Raw genomic sequence first — 22,079 nt, 5'->3', positions numbered from 1 at the left:
AATGAAACGATTCTTTATATATATGTTTGGAATTCTGATTGGATTTTCAATCAATTCCTGTACATTGGATATTGTTCCAGATGAAATTGATACAGAGGAAGATGCTTTTGAAGATCCTACCGCTGCGTTACGTTATGTTTATTCATGTTATTCTTATTTACCACAAGTCAATCACGGGTCTGCTTGTCTTGATTTGCTGACAGGCGATGAGGTGATTACGTCTTTTGAACATGAGACCTTTGCTGCTTTTCCAAAGGGAAATTATACGGCTTCCAATCCGGTAATCTCCTATTGGAATACTTTCTTTCAGGGACTTCGTCAGTGTTATATTTTTTTAAATAATGTGGATAGGGTACCGGGATTGGACGAGAGTCTAAAATCTGATTATATAGCACAAGTCAAGTTTCTGATTGGCTACTATCATTTTCTGATGATTCGTTGTTACGGTCCTGTAATTTTGATTAAAGAAGAACCGAAAATTGATACCGATGCATCCAATTATTTAGGTAGAAGTCCATTGGATGAATGCGTGGATTTTGTATGCCAAATGCTTGATGAAGCAGCTTCCGGATTACCGGCCAAGCGTTCTACAGTATATGAATATGGCTTGGCTACCAGTGTGGCAGCAAAGGCCTTGAAGGCAAAAATGTTATTGTACGCGGCTTCTCCTTTATTCAATGGAAATTCGGAGTTCTATTCAGACTTTACTGATAAGCAAGGAGTACAGTTGATGCCTGTTCAATACGATGCATCGAAATGGGAACGTGCAGAAACAGCTTTGAAGGAGGCTATTGATTTTGCTGAAGCTAACGGACATAAACTTTATGAAAATACCACTTACAATGTAGCAACAAATGCTTATCCTTCTGATCCTACACAGCGTAAATTGCGTTACAATATTATTGAAGCAGGTAATCCTGAGATTTTGATGGTAGAAACTCGTGCGGAAGGATATTATGGCCTTCAAAATAAATCAATGCCATATAATTCGGCTTCTGCATGGAATGGAGTAGCACCTACATGGAATATGCTTAATCGTTTTTATACCAAGAACGGGCTACCTTATGATGAAGATCCTGAGTTTGATTCTTCGGATGCCAGTAAATTACAAATTGTGACGGTAGACCAGGCACATGCTTTGGAGGCTAAACCGGGTAAACAGACTATTCGTTTCAATTTGGATCGTGAACCACGATTTTATGCTTGGGTTGCTTTTCAGGGGGGATATTATGAAGTAATGAGTGCCGCTTCTAATGGAGCTTATGATACAGATCCGAATTATGAAGCTGTCGATGGAGGATATCGTGTTGTATGTGACTTTGTAGAAGGTGGAAATTGTGCCCGCAGTGATGTTGGAGGAGTATTGCGTAACGCTTATGCTCCTACTTCATATTTAAATAAAAAAGGGGTGGATCCTATAAACGCTGTTAGTACTTCTGTTAAAAGTCCTTCTGATTATCCTTGGCCCGTTATCCGATTAGCTGATTTATATTTAGCTTATGCCGAAGCATGCGTGGAGACCAATAATCTAGATGCCGCAAAAACTTATCTAAATAAAGTACGTACACGTGCAGGGATTCCTACGGTAGAAGAATCTTGGGATAGGGTAGCTGCTCTTACCCAGGACAAACTGCGTCAAATTGTACGTCAAGAACGTATGATTGAGCTGTTTATGGAAAATCAAAACTTCTGGGATATGCGTCGTTGGTTGCTTGCCGGTGAGTATTTTAACCAAAAGGCAAAAGGTTTGAATTGTGATGCTAAGACTATCCAGGAGTTGGCCACATTGACTGTGATAGATTTTGAACGTAAATTCCAAACTCCTACAAATTATTTGTTACCCATTCCTATTGATGATGTTAATAAGAATGAGAAACTGGTAAATAATCCGGGTTATTAATTAAAACTGAAGAATATGAAAAAACTTTTTAAATATGTATGTACACTATTGGCTGGTATTATGACTTTTTCAGCATGTTCAGATGAAGACAAGTCATATCCTGCTCCTACACCTTTGTCGCAAGCATCGGTTACTGCCGAATCTCGTCCTGGGGCAATTATGTTCCGTTGGGACATTCCTGAAGATGCCAATTACTATTATGTAGGAGTTACGTATCAAATTCCTGGTCAAGAAACAGGTTACCGTCGTCTGGCAAGTATTTATACCGATTCGTTGTTGGTTGACGGTTTGCTGCAACGTTATGGCCAATTGGATTTTACATTCCAAACTTTTAGTCGGGATGGACAGGCTAGTACAAGCTTTATGGTAAGTGCGCAAGCGAATGCCGCAGAGAAGACTATTACATTGACTGGAGATAAAGCTGAAATTGCATTAACGACAGATCATGTATTTACAGATAATTGTGATTATAACGATCCTGTGCCTAATATGCTCGATGGCAATGTGTCTACTGCTTTTGTCAGCGATTGGGCTAATCCGGGACCAATGCCCCGTTATATTGTGATGGATTTGCAGCGTGCTGTACAAGCTTTTGGATTTTCTTATACAACTCGTGATCACGGGAATAGAGATGATCCCAAGGAAATAAATATTTATGGTAGTAATTCTTTTGATGGATCTTTTGATCCTTCCCAAGCTACCCTGATAGGTTCTATTACATCCGGTCTTCCAAACGGGAGGGCAGAAACCTATAATTCACCTACCTTTATTATTAGCGGTGAGCCTTGTAATTACATTTGGTTGGAAATAACGCAAACGACAAGTGGAAATTTATATTATTCTTTGTCAGAAATTGCGGCTACTGAATATATGACCACGGTAATTGATCCTGAAGAAGTTGAAGAAGAACCTTCTATGAATTGACTTAACATTGCTTGTTGAAACAGAGCCAGAGGTGAAGATGCCTTTTGCCTTGCCTCTGGCTTTTTTATAGTCTGTTTATTTATCGATGTAATTAAGATTCTAATTTGTAATTGAAGAATATTGTAGCATGAAGAATTTTATGGCATTAAATAGTATAATGTACTTGTTGTTTGTGATATCTGTTTGTTCATGTGGAAACAAAGATACACTTATGGATGTCACGAATCCTTTCTTGGAGGTGAATACCAGTACGTTGAATTTTGGAGAAGAGTACTCTGAAAAAGTCGTGGAAATAAAATGCAATACGAAATGGACATGTGAGGTTGAAGGTGAGAATAGTTCCTGGTGTCACCTTGATCCTCGAAATGGGGAATTGGTTATATCGGTAGATAATAACGAAGATAAGGATATCAGACAAGCAAGAGTCATTGTGACAGCCTCTCAAATGAAAAAAACAATAGAGGTGGTACAATTGGGATGGGGGAAGGCTATATTGTTGACAACAAACAGTGCTACAATACCCGTAACTGGAGGGAAGGTAGAACTTGAAGTGACTACCAACATTGAATATCAATATAAGCTTCCTCAGGACTGTGAATGGGTACATGATACACAGACACGTGCAGCGGACCATCCATTGGTTTCCAAGGTCTTTGTGTTTCATGTAGATGCCAGTAAAACAGATGGAGAACGGCAGGCTGTCATTACTTTTAGTGATGTGGATCTGGAGTCGGATTTGAAGCCGGCAACGTTTACTATTGTACAAAAAGGGTTGGGACAATATGATCCTTTGAATCCGGAAGAACTGGAGGAGGATATTCTTGTAAAAGTTACAGGGGCAACTGCTTCGTCTGAGCAACCTGGGTATGGTATAGCTAACAGTTATGACGGGAATAAGGAAACCCAATATCATTCAAGCTGGAATAACTCAGATGATCATTATTATCCCATTATATTGGAATATACGTTTGCTGAAGGGACAGACATGGATTATATGATATATTATCCTCGTGCTGACGGTCATTGGAACGGACATTTTAAACTTGTGGATATTGAGGTGAGAAGTAATGCCAATACTCGGGGTGTAGATGAATGGCAGTATGTGATGACATATGATTTTGGTGGTACTTCGTCAGCTAGGAGAGTTGATTTTCCTCATTCCTTGATTGGCGTTTCCGCACTACGGTTTACAATACATTCTGGTTCGGGTGACGGGCAAGGATTTGCTGTTTGTTCGGAAATGGAATTCTATAAGAAGAATCCTGAAAGTTTTGAATATACTACTTTGTTTACAGATCCGTCTTGTTCGGAGTTGAAAACAGGGATTACGGAGAAGGATATATTGTCGTGTACACACTCGTTTTTTAAGAATATTGCCTATTATATGTATCACGGGCGTTATAAAACGGATTTCCGTATCAATACTTTTCAGGCCTATCCTCATCCGGATGTTCAGGCTTTGGAAAATAAAACAAGCCCTTATAGCTTATTGGACAATCCTACAGGTATTGCATTGGAATCTGGGGAAACTTTAGTCGCGATGGTGGGTGATTTACAGGGGCAACAGATTTCTTTGCGTGTGCAGAATTTAAATAAACCGGGAGGTGATGGATTTGGAGGAATGGAGTATCCTTTGTCTACAGGTATAAACAAATTGAAAATAGAACAGGGAGGGTTGGCTTATATAATGTATCATACTCCGGATTTTGAAGACGCACCGAAGATAAAGATGCATTTTGCAACAGGAAAGGTTAACGGATATTTTGATAGTCAAGACCCCGAACATGAAGGACGATGGAAGGAATTGTTGAATCAAGCTTGTGATGATTATTTTGACGTATTGGGTAAATATGCACATCTGACTTTTCCTACCAATCGTTTCAGAAATCATACAACTGATTTGAAAGCGTTGATTGACACCTATGATCTGTTGGTATATGGTGAACAGCAATTAATGGGACTTGAAAAATATGGCAGGATGTTCAGGAATCGTATGTATTTTAATGTCATGTATCATTCCTATATGTATGCTACAAGTTATCACACTGCTTACCATGATGAAACCTTATCTGAACTCTGTAATGAAAAATCTTTAAAGACAACTGCGTGCTGGGGACCGGCACATGAAGTAGGACATTGCAACCAAACTCGTCCCGGTTTAAAATGGGTAGGTACAACAGAAGTGACAAACAATATTTTTTCGGAATATGTACAGACCACTTTGTTTGGGCAACCTTCTCGTATACAGACGGAAAGTATGGGAAGTCAAGAATCGCCTAATCGTTATTCTTGGGCATGGAACAGTATTTTGGTCGGTAAGATTTCTCATGCACTAGAACCGGATGTGTTTTGTAAATTAATACCGTTTTGGCAGTTGGAACTTTATTTTGGTAAAGTTTTGGGGATGACACCTTTACAACAGACTGATAGAGGAGGATTCTATCCGGACGTATTTGAATATATACGTACTCATGAAGATTTGAAGACACCTGGTGAACAGCAATTGGAATTTGTATATATAGCTAGTAAGGTAGCACATACAAATTTGCTGGACTTTTTTGAAAAATGGGGATTTTTAACTCCCGTAGATGTATTGGTTGAGGATTACGGCTCCGGTCAAATGACCATTACACAGGATCAGGCTGACGAAATACGTCGGCGGGTGGAGGCTTTGGGATATTCCAAGCCTGATATCGCCTTAGAATATATTACAGACAATACAGTAGATGTATTTAAAAACAAGAAGGATATTGTTGTAGGAACTGCGTCACGTACTGAAGCGAGTTTGACAATGAAGAATTGGAAAAATGTTGTTGTGTATGAAGTTAGGGATGGAAATGAAGGAGGAACATTGATTTGTGTCTCAGATGGAATGTTGGAACCTTCTGCAACAGCATCGTTCAGTGTCAAAGGTGGTTGGAAGGATACCTATAAGGTATATGCTGTTTCATATAATAATAAGAGAATTGAAGTAAAGTTTCTGTAATAATTAATGGGAGGTTGGATGAAAAAGCATTAATTTTGTTTTCCATCTTCATTACATGATTAAAGTTGCTATTTAAACTATTGAATAAAAATGAGAAAGAATTTATTGTTATTGTTTAGTTGTTTGGTTATGGATGTTTATTCGCAACATTTTGAACCGACATTTTCTTCTTTACAGCAGTATCAGTGTCCTGAATGGATTCAAAACGCAAAGTTCGGGATTAATTGTCATTGGAATGCTCAATCTTCTTCAAAGAGCGCTAATAGTGGTTGGTATGCTCGTGAAATGTATGTAGAGGGATCCCCAGCCTATAAGGATCATCTTAAAAATTGGGGACATCCTTCGGAAGTTGGATATAAAGATGTAGTAATGTCTTGGAAAGCTGATAAATTTGATGCAAAACAATGGGTTTCGCTTTTTAAAGATGCAGGAGCCAAATTTATTTTAACTATGGCTGTCCACCATGATAATTTTGATATGTGGAATTCAAAATATCAGCCTCGTTGGAATTCAATGAATTATGGTCCGAAAGTAGATGTTTGTAAGGCAATACGTGAAGAGACCTTGAAAGCAGGATTACGTTGGGGGGTTACGACACATTTGGAACGGACTTATAGTTGGGTACAAGCCAATAAAGGTGCAGACAAGAAAGGTCCTAAAGCTGGAATTCCTTATGATGGGAATATGAAGGAATATGAGGATTTGTATTTAGAATACCCTAATTTTAAGAACTTAGGACCGGAATTTTATCATTATCGTTCACCTTTGGTGTCTCCACAATCTTGGAAAGAACATTGGATAAACAGATTGACTGATTTGATCGATAATTATCATCCTGATTTTTGTTATATAGATGGAGCGTTACCTTATACAGATGATGGAGGGAAAATAGGGATGGAACTTTTAGCTCATTATTATAATCATAATGCTAGTATGCATGGTGGTAAATGTGAAGGTTTTTTTGGTATTAAGGATATTCAGCATCATGGAGTTTTTTATCCGGGTATAACATCTACAGTTCTGGAAAGAAGTTATTCTGATAGGATAGAAGAGGTTCCGAGGTTATCAGAAGAATCTATAGGTCCATGGTTTTATGTAGATAATGCAGAGTATTATTCGGCAAGGCGCATAATCTCATCTATGGCTGATGTTGTTTCTAAAAATTGTATTTTTTTACTCAATGTACCACCAAAGGGAGATGGTAGTTTCGATGAGAAGACTTTAGATTTGTTGAAGCAAATAGGTGATTGGATGCGTATTAATGGAGATGCTATTTATGAAACAAAAACTTGGAAAACATTTGGCGAGGGGAGCATTCGGTATACAGTAAAAGGGAATGTGTTAAATGTTATTGTTTGTTCTGATATGGAAAAATACTTATTGTTGTCTTCTCTTCAAGGTTGGAAGCAGAGTGACATTTTGTCAATTAAGTTGTTAGGCTGTCCAGAAATTGTGAATTTTTCAGATTCAGAGATGGGAATTGTGATTAATTTACCGAAAAATTATAAAGAAGCTCCTGCTTATGTATTCCAAATACAATGTAAAGATTTAGAAAATCAACCATTTAAAGTTGTGAATCTAGAATCTGTCAAGAAATTGAATGAAGAAGCAGCGAAGAAATTTGGAGCAACAGGTAATGATGGGCGCATTCCTTTGCCTTGAAGATGTTTAGGCTTCTGGCTCAAACAATTATTAGAATGAAAATCTTATAGGTTGAAGCTTTATAATATAAATCTCCTGCTTTTAACCATATAGTTTGGATAATCCAAAGTTGAAGTAGGAAATCTTTTATTGTAACTCATAGCTTTACTATTTAAAGATAGCCTTTTTCTTTTTTATCAAAAGAAAACTTCTGTATTTTCATGTATCTTTTTCTGTTTTGTGTTTTTCTTTGACTATTATAAAGTGATATTTGTAAGATGGTTAATTTAGTCAATAGTCCGTTAAAAATTCGCCAAGCCTAAGCGGCTCTGGCAGTAAATAAAATGAGTTCTTTGAAAAGTTTGTCAATAACTTGTGAGTCTGGGGTAATCCCAAACATGCAAATAAATAGTTCAAGTATATAAGCATTGTGTATGAATGACTTGTAAGAGGATATGGAATAGGTTATTCCGAACCTTTTACATGCCGCTTTGGCTAAGTTGGCAGCAGTAAGCGGGACATTGAAGTGGAAATCCAATTTCCTGAAGTCAGTTGACTGGCAATTGATGGTTCTTGCATGTTGTTTCCATCTCTAAAGTAAAATTCCATGTGGAACCAGGTTCTGTAATACTCCAGAACTTCGCGTCCATCCATCGAATCGTCTGTAGAGAAATAAAACTGCCATTTGTCTGTCTTCCCGTCCATCGGATACCGGACGGATAAGGAAACGTACCTTTTTGAGAGCTTTTTCATATGTCCTCACTCCGTATAGTTTTCTCTTATTCACCTCGTATTCCTTGTACCGGATCAGATCCAGATTGGCAAAGTCAATTTTGCCGTCAAACCATTTTGGATGACCACGCTTTCCTGTTTTCTTTTCCAATGTCGGATAGTACAGGATTACGTCATTCCTAAAGTGGCTGATGACATGGAAACCGCTCTCACACATAGGTGTTATGAAAGTTTCCTTGGAAAAGAATGTGTCTGCAACCACCGTTCTGGATATGCTCTGTATCTTGTCTTTTTTGCTGATAAGATAGTTACTATTCAGTTAACGAGGTTCTTGCTCATATTATCCAAGGTCTTACAATTCGGTGTCTGAATGAAACCTGAAGCCATGCATTCAAGGTTATCGATGTCAATGACTCCGATACTCATGATTTATACCTGCCTAATTGGAGAAAATTTATACAATCCGAGATAGCCATGAATAATTTCATTACATCCATGACTGCTTTTTTAAAAGGTTTATGTATATTCGTAACTGATTTGAGAGCCGACAGGCACTTAGATTGGTATTGCATAAGGAGTGTTTCTTTAGTCATAACTAGAAGAGATGGAAAACTTCTAATTTACCAAAACAACAATGAATTATGCAATGCTTTCCGCCTTTATTATCAGTAGGTTATCACTTTTTCAAGTGCATTTTCTCATGCTTAACCATTTGTTTTTGACAACATTTCAATGACCTCTTTAGTGTTTTCAAACCGGATTTTGCCGGTTCTATTGTTTAACTTTTAAATTTTCGGTAAAAATTTATCGCAGTATTGAATAAAAATTAATTGTTAGGCGTATGAAATGTTTTTATGCATTATGTTTGCTGCTCTTATCATCTTGTATATCGGATGATTGGCATGTTGTTCCAACGGATTCTGATATGTCGTCCCATGCTCTTGCTATAACGTGGGACGAGGGTATGCCTTTGGGCAATGCAACAGTAGGAGCATTGGTGTGGCAACGCGATTCGGCATTGCGTTTTTCTCTTGACAGAGTCGATTTATGGGACCTTCGTCCTGTGGACAGTATATCAGGCGAAAACAATCGTTTTTCGTGGGTACAGGAACAGGTGAAGAAGGGAGACTACCTGCCGGTGCAGAAGAAGTTTGACTGGCCCTATGATGTGATGCCGGCACCGTCCAAAATTCCTGGAGCGGCTCTTGAATTCGATATACGGAATTGGGGAGCGGTAAAGGATGTTCATTTGTATTTGAAGAATGCTCTGTGTGAGGTAACCTGGAAGAACGGCGCCAGCTTGCGTACTTTTGTACATGCTACCGAACCTGTAGGTTGGTTCGTTTTTGACAAAATACCGGCAGATATCGACATTTCACTGGTACCTCCGGTGTATCAGGAGGAAAGGCAGGCTGGTGTCAATAATCCGGTGGACGGACAGAGTTTGAGCCGTTTGGGCTATGAACAGGGGAGTGTAGAGAGAACAGGTAACAGTCTGACTTATCACCAGAAAGGATGGAACGGATTTGCTTATGATGTCAATGTGCGCTGGGAGAAAAAGCGGGATCAGGTTATTGGTGTATGGAGTGTGACAAGTACGTTGGCAAAAGAGAAGGCCGGTGATGAAACTGCATCAGCTATGAAAAGAGGATTGGCTGAAGACTATGCTTCACATTCCGACTATTGGACGAATTTTTGGACAGCTTCTTCTGTGCAGGTTCCTGATTCCGTGATACAGAAACAATATGATAGGGAAATGTATAAACTGGGGGCTATTGCAAGAGAGAATTCCTATCCGATATCACTTCAGGCTGTATGGACGGCCGATAACGGAAAGTTGCCGCCTTGGAAAGGTGATTATCATCATGACTTGAATACGCAGTTGAGTTATTGGCCTGTTTATAAGGGTAACCATTTGAAGGAAGGATTGGGTTATCTCAATACACTTTGGAATCAGCGGGAAGTCTATAAGAAGTATACCAAGACATATTTCGGGTGTGAAGGATTGAATATTCCCGGTGTATGTACATTGACAGGTGAACCCATGGGAGGCTGGATTCAGTATGCCATGTCGCCTACGGTAAGTGCTTGGCTTTCCCAACATTTTTACCTGCATTGGAAATACAGTGCTGATCATGAGTTCCTGGAAAAACGCGGCTATCCCTTTGTACGGGATGTTGTTGTGTTCCTGGAAAATATTACCAGTGTGGATGAGAAGGGCGTAAGACGTCTTCCTTTAAGTTCCAGTCCGGAAATTTTTGATAACAGTATCAGAGCCTGGTTTCCGACAACAACCAATTACGACTTGTCGTTGATGCGTTTTGCTTTCAAGGCTGCATCTGAGATGGCAGACAGTCTGGGCAAGAAAGAGGAAGCAGCCCATTGGACAGAACTTGGCTGCCAGTTGCCCGATTTTGATACGGATGAAGACGGGGCACTGACTTTTGCTAAGGGAGTTCCCTATAATTCTTCTCATCGACATTTTTCTCATGCAATGTCTATCCATCCTTTAGGACTGTTGGATTATTCGCAAGGAGAAGAGTCGAAAAGAATTATTGATGCAACGCTTGAAAAAATGGATGAAATAGGTCCGGATTGGTGGTGTGGATATTCCTATTCCTGGTTTGCCAATATGAAGGCCCGTGCTTTGGATGGGGAAGGGGCTGCTGAAGCCCTGCGTACGTTCGCCCAGTGTTTCTGCCTGTCGAACAGCTTTCATGCGAATGGCGATCAAACCAATTCCGGAAAATCACGATTCACTTATCGCCCGTTTACACTTGAAGGTAATATGGCCTTTGCTGCAGGTGTACAGGAAATGTTGCTTCAGGACCATACTGGTAGGATTAATCTTTTCCCGGCAGTTCCTGCTGATTGGAAAGATATTTCATTTGACGGTTTACGGGCCGCAGGTGCCTTTGTCGTGAGTGCTGAAATGAAAGATGGAAAACTGGTTCGCGCAGAGATTACGGCAGAACAAGGAGGATTGTTGAGAGTGTTGGACAAGTTTGGGTCTGAATATGAGATGAAGTGCGGACGACAAACGGTTAAGCCTGTAAATGACATTTGGGAAGTGACCCTCGATAAAGGGGAGCGATGTGTGTTGCAGCTTCGTTGAATGTTTGGAGGGGGATGACAATATTATAATATGGTCTTGTTTTAGTTCTCCCTACACTTATATTTATAAGGTACAAATGGTATAGGGCGAGGAAAGTCTGATCGGCTTTCTGCCATCCGTGCTATTTGTGCCTTTTCATTTTTTGATATTTGTCAAGTTGTGATGGGATAGTTACCGCAAATAAAGTACAAAAAACGGCAAACATCTATTAAAGTGGATTTATGCAAAACCCATAACTTTGCATCATCACTATTAAATCTGGAATCATGAATACATTTTCTGTAACCGGTATTATTGTTTTGACACTTATTGTATCATTTCTTGTTGCAAATAAGATTCATACAGTGAAGATGATACATAAGTCCCTTGTATCTATGTTTTGTCTGCTGGCAGGTTTTGGTATCAGTTCTATATATGCCAGCCATCATGTTGAGATTCCCCGTTTGTCTCCTCTTCCGGTCGGTTGGGAGAAAGAACGGGTGCCTTTGGCGGGAACTTGGACTTTTAATGGCCGGGACAGCATTGAGGTACCAGGAGAATGGGTGATGCAGGGATTTGACATACCGAAAGGTCAGCGGGTAACATACAGCCGTCACTTCCAACTACCGGAAGGTTGGAAGGGTAAACGTATAAAATTGCGTTGTAATGGAATATATAGTCAGAGTTACATTCGCATCAATGGTAAAGATGTAGGTTCTCATTTGGGCGGTTTTACGGCTTTTGAATTGGATGTGACAGAATATGTGTCATGGAAAGTTCGGGAGAATACAATCGAGATTGATGTGATATCGGAGACTTTGGCCGATTCGACCAGTAATGCTTCGCGCTATGCTGTACATCCATTGGGAGGGATAACACGTGATATATTTCTTTTTGCCTTGTCGTCGGTGAATCTGTCTTCTTTCCATGTGCAAACCGATTTTGATGAGACTTATACCGATGCAACGTTGAAGGCTGAGATAGCCATAGCCAATGAATCATCGGTCGCTTTGGAAAAACCGTTGCAGACTGTCTTTACTCTGTATAATCCGGCAGGCAGACAGGTGTGGAAGGAAACTCGCGTATGTTCTTCGAAGGATACAACTTATGCGTTTTCCGTATCTTCTCCGTTGCCTTGGACTCCTGAAACTCCGGCACTTTATCGGCTTACTTGTGAATTGAAACAGGACGGAGTAAGTTTGCATAAAACTTCCCGTCGTGTCGGTTTCCGTGAGATTGAGGTACGTGGTAATCAGCTTTATGTAAATAATCATCCGGTGAAGCTGCGTGGCGTATGTCGGCATGAAGTGGATCCGCTGCGCGGGCGTTCCCTGGAGGGGGATATTTGGTATCGGGATGTAGAACTGTTCCGTCGTGCCAATGTCAACTATATCCGAACATCCCATTATCCGCCTGATGAAGCGTTGTTGGAAGCATGCGATGAATTGGGCATGTTTGTTGAGGTTGAGGCACCGTTTTGTTGGGCGCATGAAGCGAATGTGCCAGACTCGCTGCATGACAAAATCTTGGTAAACCAACATTTGGAAATGGTGAATCGCGACCGTTCCCATCCGTCGGTTCTGATGTGGTCAATGGGGAATGAATCCAATAAATATGCTGAGTATTTCCGTAAGGCAGCACAATTGGTTCATCAGATGGATCCCACACGTCCGCGGATATTCAGCCAGTGGGGACCGGATGCCGATAATCAGGAGCTGGAAATAGGAAATCATCATTATCCGGGTCCCGGAGGGCCGGATAAGTACCGTAATTCCAAACGTCCCATTGTTTTCGATGAATATTGTCATCTGAATGCCTATAATCGTCTGGAACTTTCGGCCGATCCCGGTTTGCGTAATATGTGGGGGGAATTGCTTGACCGTATGTGGACGGCAATGTATCACAGTCCGGGTGTTCTTGGAGGGGCCATTTGGGCAGGTATTGATGATACCTTTTTCCTTCCCGGCGATCGTGCTGTGGGATATGGTACATGGGGACCTGTTGATGGATGGAGACGTGAAAAGCCGGAATACTGGAATATGAAGAAGGCGTACAGTCCGGTTCGTCTTCATCTGAAGGGAAACATAGACAAGGAAGGTAAGCTGGTTTTTGCTGTAGAAAATCGTCATAACTTTCTGAATCTTTCAGACTGTCGTATTGTAGGATATACGTCGGACGGTGACAGTATGCAGATTGGGTGGAATTTGGCTGCTCGCCACGACAGCGTGATGTATTTGCAGCTTCCTGAGTCTGTTCGCCGTCAGGATAGTATTCGAATTGATGTTTATGCTCCGCAGGGTTATTTGATAGATGCGTATGCCTACGCATTGAGGCCGGAAATTACTACGGTTCCGAAAGCGAAGGGAAAGGTGACTTTGTCGTGCCACGCTGATAGATGGACAGTGTGTACACGCTCGGGGAACTATACGTTGAATTTGAATAATGGACGATTGGAAGAATTGCCGGTCGGCTTGATGTTGCTTCCGTTGAATGCAGAAGGAAGGGGAATCCAGATGTTGGGAGGCGGACAGAACTTTGATCCTTATACACCAACTTGCCGGAATTGGATGGCAAAACGGATTGACTGCCTTGAAGAATCGGCACAACAGGTCCGTATACAGGTAAGTGGCAGTTATGAAGAGGCCGAAGGAACTTGGACTTATACTTTCCATGCCAATGGAGAGGTGGAAGTTGCGTATGATTTTTGTGTTAAAGAGGCTGTTTCTCCGCGTCAGATAGGAACAGTGTTCCATTTGCCGGAAGGTTATTCTCATCTGGAATGGCAGCGGAACGGCTATTGGAGTGTATATCCGGCAGACCATATTGCAGCCTTATCTGGTGCAGCAGATTTCCGAAATGATACAATAGAAGTCTGCGGACTGGCAGGACCGAGCAGGCAGCCACATGTGGCTTGGGCCTACGATCAGACGGAAGCGGGTAGCAATATGTTCCGTTCAACAAAGGAAAATATCCGAAAGGCCGTTTTGAGCAATCCGCAAACTTCTGAATATGTCCGTATCATTTCAGACGGGAAGCAGCATGTCCGTTGCTGGAAAGCGGAAGATGGTTTCTGTCTGTTGGTGGCTGATTATAGCAATGCCGGCAGTGATACTTTTTTGTCCAGTCATGCAGCTGTCGATTATCGTCCGTTGAAGTCTGGCGAAAGGGTGAAGGGTCAGTGCCGAGTCACTGTACATGCTGTAAAATAACCGGTGAGGCAGGTCACATGTTGTAATCTATAATTGTATGATATCACTATTAAATCTGAAATCATGAATACATTTTCTGTAACTGACAGTATTATTTTTATTGCCTACGTAATCCTTATTATTGTGATAGGGATTGTCTGTTCGCGCACCAAGGAAGGGAAGAAGAAAGATTCAAAGGATTATTTCCTTGCAGGTAATTCCTTGTCATGGTGGGCCATCGGTGCTTCTGTCATCGCTTCCAACATTTCGGCCGAGCAGTTTATCGGCATGTCGGGATCGGGGTTTGTCATCGGGCTGGGCATCGCTTCCTATGAGTTTATTGCTGCGGCTTCATTGATTGTTGTGGCGGTATTTTTCCTGCCGATATTCCTGAAGACGAACATCTATACAATGCCGCAATTTCTGGAGATAAGGTACGGGAAGTCTGTCAAGACCATTATGGCTTTCTTTTGGTTGCTGGTGTTTATCTTTGTGAACCTCACTTCCATTCTTTATCTGGGTGCGTTGGCCATCAATAAGGTAGTGGATATACCGGTGTGGCTCAGCATCGTATCTCTTGCGCTGTTTGCCGGGGCCTATGCCATCTATGGCGGACTCAAGGCGGTGGCACTTACCGATATGGTTCAAGTGGTTTTCCTCATTGGAGGAGGACTGCTGACTACCTATATTGCCTTGGACTATTATTCGGGTGGTGCAGGTGCGTGGACAGGAATGCAGAAACTGATGGAACATCTGCCTGACAAGTTCGATATGATTTTGGACAAATCCAATCCCAACTATGAATATCTGCCGGGTATGGGCGTCATCTTGGGTGGATTGTGGGTGAGTGCCCTGTATTATTTCGGTTGCAACCAGTATATCATCCAACGTGCCTTGGCCGGAAAAAGCTTGGCCGACGCACAGATAGGACTTGTTTTTGCCGGTTTCCTCAAGCTGATATTGCCTCTCATTGTAGTGGTTCCCGGAATTGTAGCCTGTGCGCTCGATGCCCCGATTGACAAGCCCGATCAGGCCTATCCCTGGCTGATGCACAATTTCATTCCTTCGGGAGTGAAGGGTATCGCATTTGCGGCACTGGTTGCGGCTGTTGTCAGCTCGTTGGCTTCGATGGTCAACAGCATTACCACGATTTTCACCATGGATATCTATAAGGAATATCTCGTGAAGAAACCTGTTTCGGAAGGCCGGTTGGTTACGGTAGGGCGTCTTTTCGGAGTGTTCAGCCTGGTATTGGCGGTACTGATTACTCCATTGCTGGGGAATCTGGAGCAGGCCTTCCAGTTTATACAAGAGTTTACGGGCTTTGTCAGTCCGGGGGCCTTGGCGATATTCGTGATGGGGTTCTTCTGGAAGCGTGCCGAGGCAAAAGGTGCGTTGGCCGCCGCTGCCGGTACGTTTGTGTTCTCCCTGCTGATCAAGTTTGTCTTTCCGGAAGTCTCCTTTATCGACCGGATGGCGTATGTGTTCGTGCTGTGCGTGTTGCTGATGGTGGTAATGGGATTCTTGTCGGGGAAGAAAGTGGATGACCGTTGCATAGAGATTGACAGGACACTGTTCCGGACGACTACTTTGTTCAAGGTATTGAGTGTCGTAATCTTGTTGGTGCTTGCAGCCATTTATTATAAATTCTGGTAATCTTAAAAAACTGAATGATATGAACGAATTATTGGAAAGAATCGCAAAGTGTGTCGAGGTAGGAAAGATTAATGAAAAGACTCCTTATCCTCCGACGATGAAGGGACAGCCGGGAGCCGATGAACTGACTCTCCAGGCGCTTAATGAGGGCATTGCTCCCGCCACCGTCCTGCAGGAGGGACTGATTGTCGGCATGGAACGCATCGGAGTGAAGTTCAAGGCCAATCAGGTGTTCGTGCCCCAGGTACTGATGAGTGCCAAAGCGATGGGTACGGCCATGAGCCACTTGAAGAAGTTCTTCAACGACGGCAGTGTACAGCGTAGGGGAGTAGTGATTATAGGAACCGTTGAAGGAGACCTTCATGACATCGGCAAGAATCTGGTGGCCATGATGGTCGAAGGAAACGGATACGAGGTTATCGACCTTGGGGTGGACGTGAAGGCCGAAGTCTTTGCCGACACCCTGGAAAAACATCCCGAAGCCTTTGTCTGCATGTCGGCATTGCTGACCACCACCATGACCAACATGGAGAAGATAAACCGGCTGATAAAGGAAAGGCATCCGGAGACCAAGACCTTCATCGGAGGTGCTCCCGTGACAGCCGACTTTGCGCGGCAGATAGGGGTAGACTACTATACGGACGGCCCGCAGGAACTGGTGGAAATCTTGAACCGGCTGAGTGCTTAAAGAAGAAAGGAGGATTTGTTGATGAATACATGGATTGAACAGATATATGCCCGCAGGCAGCGGGTGGCAGTTCCGGTGATGACCCATCCCGGCATCGAAGCTTTGGGATACAGGGTGGTCGATGCGGTCACCGACGGAAAGAAGCATTACGAGGCCATCAGATATTTGGCCGACCATTATCCTTCGTATGCCTGCTCTACCATCATGGACCTGACGGTCGAGGCGGAAGCTTTCGGTTGTCGGATTGATTTTCCCGAGAACGAGGTGCCGAGTGTTGTGGGGCGGCTGGTGTGCGACGAAGCGTCGGTCGAGGCGCTGGCGGTGCCCGAACTATCGGCCGGCCGCGTGCCCGAATTCCTTACGGCCGCACGGATGGCCGTTGCCAACATTGCCGACCGTCCGGTTCTGGCCGGATGCATCGGACCCTTCTCTCTGGCAGGCCGTCTGTATGATATGTCGGAAATCATGGTTGCCATCTATATGGAACCGGAGGTCATCCTCCGTTTGCTGGACAAGTGTACCGACTTCATTCTGAAATATTGTGCCGAGTTGAAGCGTATCGGCGTGGCCGGTGTCTTCATGGCTGAACCTGCCGCCGGACTGCTGTCCAACGAAGACTGCATGACCTATTCTACCGTTTTCGTCCGCAAGGTGGTGGAACAGCTTCAGGACGACCACTTCACGGTGGTGCTGCACAATTGTGGAAACACCGGGCAGTGCACGCAGGCGATGGTGGAGAGCGGGGCGGCCGCACTTCATTTCGGCAATGCAGTGGATATGCTGCAGGTGCTTGGCGAGTGTCCGGCTGATACATTGGTGATGGGAAACATCGATCCCGTAGGCATTATGCGTCAGGCCAGTCCGGAAGTGGTGAAACAGGTGACGCTGAAGCTGCTTCAGGATACGTCCGCATACCCCAATTTCGTATTGTCTACCGGCTGCGACGTGCCTCCGCTCATTCCGGAAGAGAATATCAATGCCTTTTTCGAGGCTTTGGACGAATACAATGCGTCGCGTTAGAGAGAGTTCTTTCAGATGATCTGAAAACAATGCCGCCCGCATGGATTGGAGAATCCGTGCGGGCGGTTGCTTTTGGGAATAGGGGCGGGCGTGTGCCGGAGTGTCAGAAGATGAACCTCAGCACATCGTTCAGGTTGGCCCAGATGAGCAGGGCGAAGAGCAGGAACATGCCCACCATCTGCGCGCGCTCCATGAACTTGTCGCTGGGCTTGCGGCGTGCCACAATCTCGTAGATGAGGAACAGCACATGGCCGCCGTCCAGGGCGGGGATGGGCAGGATGTTCATGAAGGCCAGGATGATGGAGAGGAAGGCCGTCATGTACCAGAACTGGTGCCAGTCCCACGTGGCGGGGAAGATGCTGCCGATGGTGCCGAAGCCGCCCAGCTGCTTGGCGCCCTCCTTGGAGAAGAGGTACTTCATCTGGCCCACGTAGCCCTTCAGCGTGTTCACGCCCAGCGTGACGCCGGCGGGGAAGGACGAGAAGAAGGTGTATTCCTTCTTCACGATGGGCAGCAGGCGGGCGGTGCGCATGTCGGCCGTGATGCCTATCTCGTAGAGCGAGTCGGTGGTCAGCGTCAGGGTGTCGGCTACGCCGCCGCGCACGTAGGTCAGGCGGATGTCGTGCGAAGCCTGTCCGTCGGCCTTGCGCCGGAGCATCTCTTCCTTGAAGTCGAAGTAGGCGATGTTGCGTCCGTCCAGCTGCGTGATGCTGTCGCCCGGCTGGAGTCCGGCCAGCGCGGCAGGGCGTCCGGCTACGATGCTGTCGATGACGAACGGGTAGCGGAAGTCGGCAAAGCGGGCGCTGTCGGCCAGCAGGCGGTCCATCAGCCCTTCGGGGATGTAGACCGAGGCTTCCTGCCCGTCGCGCAGTACGCTGACCTGGCGGGCGTCGACGATGGCCGTCAGCAGGTCGCTGCCCATGCGTTCGAAGGGCACGCCGTCAGCCGAGAGGAGCACGTCGCCGTCGCGGAAGCCGGCCTGGTGCATGCTTTCGTTGAAGTCCATGCCGAGCGGTGCCTTCTGCACGGGGATGTAGGAGTCGCCCCAGGCGAAGAGTATCATGGAGTAGATGAACAGGGCGAGCAGGAAGTTGAACAGCACGCCGCCTACCATGATGAGCAGGCGCTGCCATGCGGGCTTGGCGCGGAACTCCCACGGCTGCATGGGCTGTTTCATCTGTTCGGTGTCCATCGACTCGTCTATCATGCCGGCTATCTTGACGTAGCCGCCAAGCGGCAGCCAGCCGATGCCGTATTCTGTCTCGCTGTTCTTGGGCTTGAACTTGAACAGCGTGAACCAGGGGTCGAAGAAGAGGCAGAACTTTTCGACCCGCGTCTTGAAGAGGCGGGCGAAGAGGAAGTGCCCTCCCTCGTGTATGATGACGAGCAGCGAAAGGCTCATGATGAGTTGCAGGGCACGAATCAAGAATGTTTCCATTTGTCTTTAATTATTACTTTTTTGTTTTTTAGTTATCTGTTTTTAGTCACTTTTTTAATTCATTGATAATCAATGCCGTTCCCGTGTATCCCCGACGAGGCTCCCGTTTGTCCCCGACGAGGTCCTCGTTTGTCCCCCACGAGGTTCCCGTTTGTCCCCCACGGGGCGTCCGTCGGGGACAGGCGGGCGGACGGGGACGGACTTACGGCGTGCTTGTCAGGATTTCTTCCGCCACGCGGCGCGCTTCGGCATCCGTTGCCACGTAGTCCTCGTACGTCGGCTTCCGGACGAAGGCCACGCGCTCCATGGTCTGCTCTATCACCCAGCTCATGCCGAGGAAGGAGATGCGGTCGTGCAGGAAGGCGGCCACGCAGATTTCGTTGGCGGCGTTGACGATGCAGGGCATGTTGCCGCCGCGGTGCAGGGCCTCGTAGGCCAGGGCCAGGTTGCGGAAGCGTTCGGTGTCGGGCTGCTCGAAGGTGAGCTGCGTGCACTGCGCGAAGTCCAGCCGCGGGAACGAGGCGTGCGGGCGGTCGGGGTAGGAGAAGGCGTACTGGATGGGCAGGCGCATGTCCGGCATGCCGAGCTGTGCCTTGATGGCGCCGTCCTCGAACTGCACCATCGAGTGGATGACCGACTGCGGATGCACCACCACTTCAATCTGCTCCGGCCGTACGCCGAAGAGCCATTTCGCCTCTATCACCTCGAATCCCTTGTTCATCATCGAGGCGGAGTCGATGGTAATCTTGGCGCCCATGTCCCAGTTGGGGTGGCGCAGGGCCTGTTCCTTGGTCACCGTCTTCAGCTGTTCCGCCGTGAAGGTGCGGAAGGGTCCGCCCGAGGCGGTGAGGATGACTTTCTCTATCGGGTTGCCCGCCTCGCCGGCCAGACACTGGAACACGGCCGAGTGTTCGGAGTCGACAGGCAGGATGGGGGTACCGTTCACGCGGGCCAGGTCGTTGATGAGGTCGCCTGCCACGACGAGTGTCTCCTTGTTGGCCAGCGCGATGGTCTTGCGGGCGCGGATGGCATGGATGGTGGGGCGCAGTCCGGCGTAGCCCACCATGGCCGTCAGCACCATGTCGACGGGTTCTTCCTGCACAATCTGGCAGATGGCTTCCTCACCGGCATAGACTTTGATGGGGAGGTCGGCCAGGGCTTCCTTCAGTTGTGCGTACTTCGCTTCGTTGGCTATCACGACGGCCTCGGGCTTGAAGCGGCGTGCCTGGGCTATGAGTTCGTCCACGCGGTTGTTGGCCGTCAGCACGTAGGCTTCGTACAGGTCGGGATGTTCTTCGATGACCTGCAGGGCCTGCGTTCCGATGGAACCGGTGGAACCGAGTATGGCTATCTGTTTCTTCATGGATATATGTCTGTTGTTAGAATACAATGTGAATTTCGGGATTGATGGCCCTTCCGCGGTACCACAGCTCGAAGTGCAGGTGCGGTCCGGTGGTCAGTTGTCCCGTGTTGCCTACCAGGGCGATGGCTTCGCCGGCCTTCACCGTGTCGCCTTCCTTCTTGAGCAGGGAGCCGCAGTGCTTGTAGATGGACACGAAGTCCTGGCTGTGCTGCACCTGTATCACGTAACCGGTTTCGGCGGTGTAGGTGCTCAGGATGACGGTGCCGTCCAGCGTGGCCAGCACGCTTTCGCCCGGCGTGGCGGCAATGTCGGTGCCGTAGTGCCGCTGTTCGGCGTTGAACGAGGCCGATACGATGCCCCGCGTGGGGCAGTAGAAGTTCAGCCCCTGGGCCGGACCGGCCGTGACGGTGGTCAGGTTGTACTTCTCCTTTTCCTCGTATTGCTTGCGGAATTCTTCTTCGCGCTGGGTGCGCTCCATGAGCGAGTCTTGCCGCAGGGTGGTCAGTGAGTCGATGGACTGCACCGTGTCGGCCTTCACGTCGCCGCGGAAGATGTCCTGTATGTTCATGATGTACAGGTTCTGCCGTTCAACCAGCTGCTGCAGGGAGTCCACCTTCAAGGCGTTCTTCACCACTTGTGCGCGGATTTCGCTGTTCATGTATCCCGGCAGGTAGTTGCGCAGCGGGGTGAAGGCCACGATGAGCGAGGCTATCACGAACAGGACGGTCAGCACGGACAGGAGGACGGATATGCCGTTCAGCTTGGACACGTGCAGGCCCACCACTTCCTCCAGCGTATTCTCGTTGACGATGGTCAGCTTGTACTTGAACTTTATGTTGTTCCAAAAGGCTTTGTTTCTTCTTTTCTTCTTTGTCGGCATGGGCTTGCTTGAATTCATGAAAATAGGGTTATTCCTCTTCGGCTTCGTCCAGGTCCACCAGCCCGGCGGGCAGGCTGACGGTGATGACCTTGTGCTTGCGGTCGATGTCGGTGATGAATGCTTCCTGCGCGGGTACCAGCAGTTCTTCGCCGTTGTGGTCCACCACAAACAGGGTGTTGAGGGTCGAGGTGTCCACGTCCGTCACTTCGCCCAGGTGTCCGTGGTGGATTTCCTCCATGCGGAACCCCACGAAGTAGTCCCACGTCAGCTCTTCGGGATCGGCCGTGTCGGCATGCTTCACGGGAAACCACACCTCCACGTTTGTAAACATGCGGGCCCGTTCGGCGGTATCCACTCCTTCCAGCTTCATCAGGGCGGTGGTATCCGAACGGAAGCGGTATTCCTCGATGAAGAAAGGCACGAAGATACCGTCCAGCAGGCAGACAACGTACTCGGCCTCCACACGGTCGAAGATGTCGTCGGTGAAGGTGAACTGCAGTTCGCCGTGTATGCCGTGCGGCTTGTTGAATATACCTATCTTATATACTTCTTCTCGTTTGATCATATTG

At 46.1% G+C, this 22,079-nt stretch carries 13 protein-coding genes and 1 pseudogene; 9 read left to right on the top strand and 5 right to left on the bottom strand.

Annotation, left to right across the window (positions count from 1 at the left end):
* The first annotated feature begins 1 nt into the window (after position 1).
* The 4 genes from RDO88_RS07130 to RDO88_RS07115 all read left to right on the top strand — a co-directional run bounded on the left by RDO88_RS07130 (position 2) and on the right by RDO88_RS07115 (position 7,472).
* Positions 2-1,900, top strand: coding sequence for a RagB/SusD family nutrient uptake outer membrane protein (locus RDO88_RS07130; protein WP_307758719.1), 1,899 nt, complete (start codon positions 2-4; stop codon positions 1,898-1,900).
* Positions 1,901-1,915: 15 nt separating this feature from the next.
* Complete coding sequence (locus RDO88_RS07125; RefSeq protein ID WP_307758718.1) at positions 1,916-2,824, top strand: DUF4959 domain-containing protein; 909 nt, start codon at positions 1,916-1,918, stop codon at positions 2,822-2,824.
* Between the two features lie 127 nt (positions 2,825-2,951).
* On the top strand, positions 2,952-5,810 hold the full coding sequence (locus RDO88_RS07120; protein WP_307758717.1) for a M60 family metallopeptidase: 2,859 nt from the start codon (positions 2,952-2,954) through the stop codon (positions 5,808-5,810).
* Positions 5,811-5,900: 90 nt separating this feature from the next.
* A complete protein-coding gene (locus tag RDO88_RS07115; protein WP_307758716.1) occupies positions 5,901-7,472 on the top strand; it encodes an alpha-L-fucosidase in 1,572 nt (523 codons plus the stop codon).
* A 298-nt stretch (positions 7,473-7,770) separates the two neighbouring features.
* On the opposite strand, the pseudogene RDO88_RS07110 reads toward RDO88_RS07115, so the two are convergent.
* Positions 7,771-8,776: pseudogene (locus tag RDO88_RS07110) on the bottom strand (hypothetical protein).
* Between the two features lie 248 nt (positions 8,777-9,024).
* On the opposite strand from RDO88_RS07110, the gene RDO88_RS07105 reads away from it, so the two are divergent.
* The 5 genes from RDO88_RS07105 (at position 9,025) to RDO88_RS07085 (ending at position 17,829) form a co-directional block, all read left to right on the top strand.
* Entirely contained in the window at positions 9,025-11,298 is a 2,274-nt protein-coding gene (locus RDO88_RS07105) for a glycoside hydrolase family 95-like protein (protein ID WP_307758715.1), read from the top strand.
* Between the two features lie 266 nt (positions 11,299-11,564).
* Positions 11,565-14,486: a glycoside hydrolase family 2 TIM barrel-domain containing protein gene (locus RDO88_RS07100; RefSeq protein WP_307758714.1), complete on the top strand. Its 2,922-nt coding sequence runs from the start codon at positions 11,565-11,567 to the stop codon at positions 14,484-14,486.
* Positions 14,487-14,549: 63 nt separating this feature from the next.
* Positions 14,550-16,121: a sodium/solute symporter gene (locus RDO88_RS07095; protein WP_307758713.1), complete on the top strand. Its 1,572-nt coding sequence runs from the start codon at positions 14,550-14,552 to the stop codon at positions 16,119-16,121.
* Between the two features lie 19 nt (positions 16,122-16,140).
* Positions 16,141-16,809, top strand: a complete 669-nt coding sequence (locus tag RDO88_RS07090) for a cobalamin-dependent protein (protein WP_307758712.1) — start codon at positions 16,141-16,143, stop codon at positions 16,807-16,809.
* A 21-nt stretch (positions 16,810-16,830) separates the two neighbouring features.
* Entirely contained in the window at positions 16,831-17,829 is a 999-nt protein-coding gene (locus RDO88_RS07085; protein ID WP_307758711.1) for a uroporphyrinogen decarboxylase family protein, read from the top strand.
* 103 nt (positions 17,830-17,932) lie between these two features.
* Here RDO88_RS07085 and rseP read toward each other — a convergent pair whose 3' ends face one another.
* The 4 genes from rseP to rimM all read right to left on the bottom strand — a co-directional run bounded on the left by rseP (position 17,933) and on the right by rimM (position 22,075).
* Complete coding sequence (rseP, locus tag RDO88_RS07080) at positions 17,933-19,267, bottom strand: RIP metalloprotease RseP (RefSeq protein ID WP_307758710.1); 1,335 nt, start codon at positions 19,265-19,267, stop codon at positions 17,933-17,935.
* A 202-nt stretch (positions 19,268-19,469) separates the two neighbouring features.
* Positions 19,470-20,630: a 1-deoxy-D-xylulose-5-phosphate reductoisomerase gene (locus tag RDO88_RS07075; RefSeq protein WP_307758709.1), complete on the bottom strand. Its 1,161-nt coding sequence runs from the start codon at positions 20,628-20,630 to the stop codon at positions 19,470-19,472.
* Between the two features lie 16 nt (positions 20,631-20,646).
* Positions 20,647-21,510, bottom strand: coding sequence for a peptidoglycan DD-metalloendopeptidase family protein (locus RDO88_RS07070; RefSeq protein ID WP_307758734.1), 864 nt, complete (start codon positions 21,508-21,510; stop codon positions 20,647-20,649).
* A gap of 28 nt (positions 21,511-21,538) precedes the next feature.
* Positions 21,539-22,075, bottom strand: a complete 537-nt coding sequence (gene rimM, locus RDO88_RS07065; RefSeq protein WP_307758708.1) for a ribosome maturation factor RimM — start codon at positions 22,073-22,075, stop codon at positions 21,539-21,541.
* Positions 22,076-22,079 lie beyond the last annotated feature (4 nt).

This window comes from uncultured Mediterranea sp., assembly GCF_902493215.1.
Taxonomy (GTDB): Bacteria; Bacteroidota; Bacteroidia; order Bacteroidales; family Bacteroidaceae; genus Bacteroides.
The sequence above is the reverse complement of the archived record's forward strand: the minus strand, read 5'-3'. Positions and strand labels throughout refer to the sequence as shown.

What these genes read in the sequence shown, in the direction of transcription:
- RDO88_RS07130 (WP_307758719.1), top strand. Translation starts at nt 2, where the DNA reads ATGAAACGATTCTTTATATATATGTTTGGAATTCTGATTGGATTTTCA.
- RDO88_RS07125 (WP_307758718.1), top strand. Translation starts at nt 1,916, where the DNA reads ATGAAAAAACTTTTTAAATATGTATGTACACTATTGGCTGGTATTATG.
- RDO88_RS07120 (WP_307758717.1), top strand. Translation starts at nt 2,952, where the DNA reads ATGAAGAATTTTATGGCATTAAATAGTATAATGTACTTGTTGTTTGTG.
- RDO88_RS07115 (WP_307758716.1), top strand. Translation starts at nt 5,901, where the DNA reads ATGAGAAAGAATTTATTGTTATTGTTTAGTTGTTTGGTTATGGATGTT.
- RDO88_RS07105 (WP_307758715.1), top strand. Translation starts at nt 9,025, where the DNA reads ATGAAATGTTTTTATGCATTATGTTTGCTGCTCTTATCATCTTGTATA.
- RDO88_RS07100 (WP_307758714.1), top strand. Translation starts at nt 11,565, where the DNA reads ATGAATACATTTTCTGTAACCGGTATTATTGTTTTGACACTTATTGTA.
- RDO88_RS07095 (WP_307758713.1), top strand. Translation starts at nt 14,550, where the DNA reads ATGAATACATTTTCTGTAACTGACAGTATTATTTTTATTGCCTACGTA.
- RDO88_RS07090 (WP_307758712.1), top strand. Translation starts at nt 16,141, where the DNA reads ATGAACGAATTATTGGAAAGAATCGCAAAGTGTGTCGAGGTAGGAAAG.
- RDO88_RS07085 (WP_307758711.1), top strand. Translation starts at nt 16,831, where the DNA reads ATGAATACATGGATTGAACAGATATATGCCCGCAGGCAGCGGGTGGCA.
- rseP (WP_307758710.1), bottom strand. Translation starts at nt 19,267, where the DNA reads ATGGAAACATTCTTGATTCGTGCCCTGCAACTCATCATGAGCCTTTCG.
- RDO88_RS07075 (WP_307758709.1), bottom strand. Translation starts at nt 20,630, where the DNA reads ATGAAGAAACAGATAGCCATACTCGGTTCCACCGGTTCCATCGGAACG.
- RDO88_RS07070 (WP_307758734.1), bottom strand. Translation starts at nt 21,510, where the DNA reads ATGCCGACAAAGAAGAAAAGAAGAAACAAAGCCTTTTGGAACAACATA.
- rimM (WP_307758708.1), bottom strand. Translation starts at nt 22,075, where the DNA reads ATGATCAAACGAGAAGAAGTATATAAGATAGGTATATTCAACAAGCCG.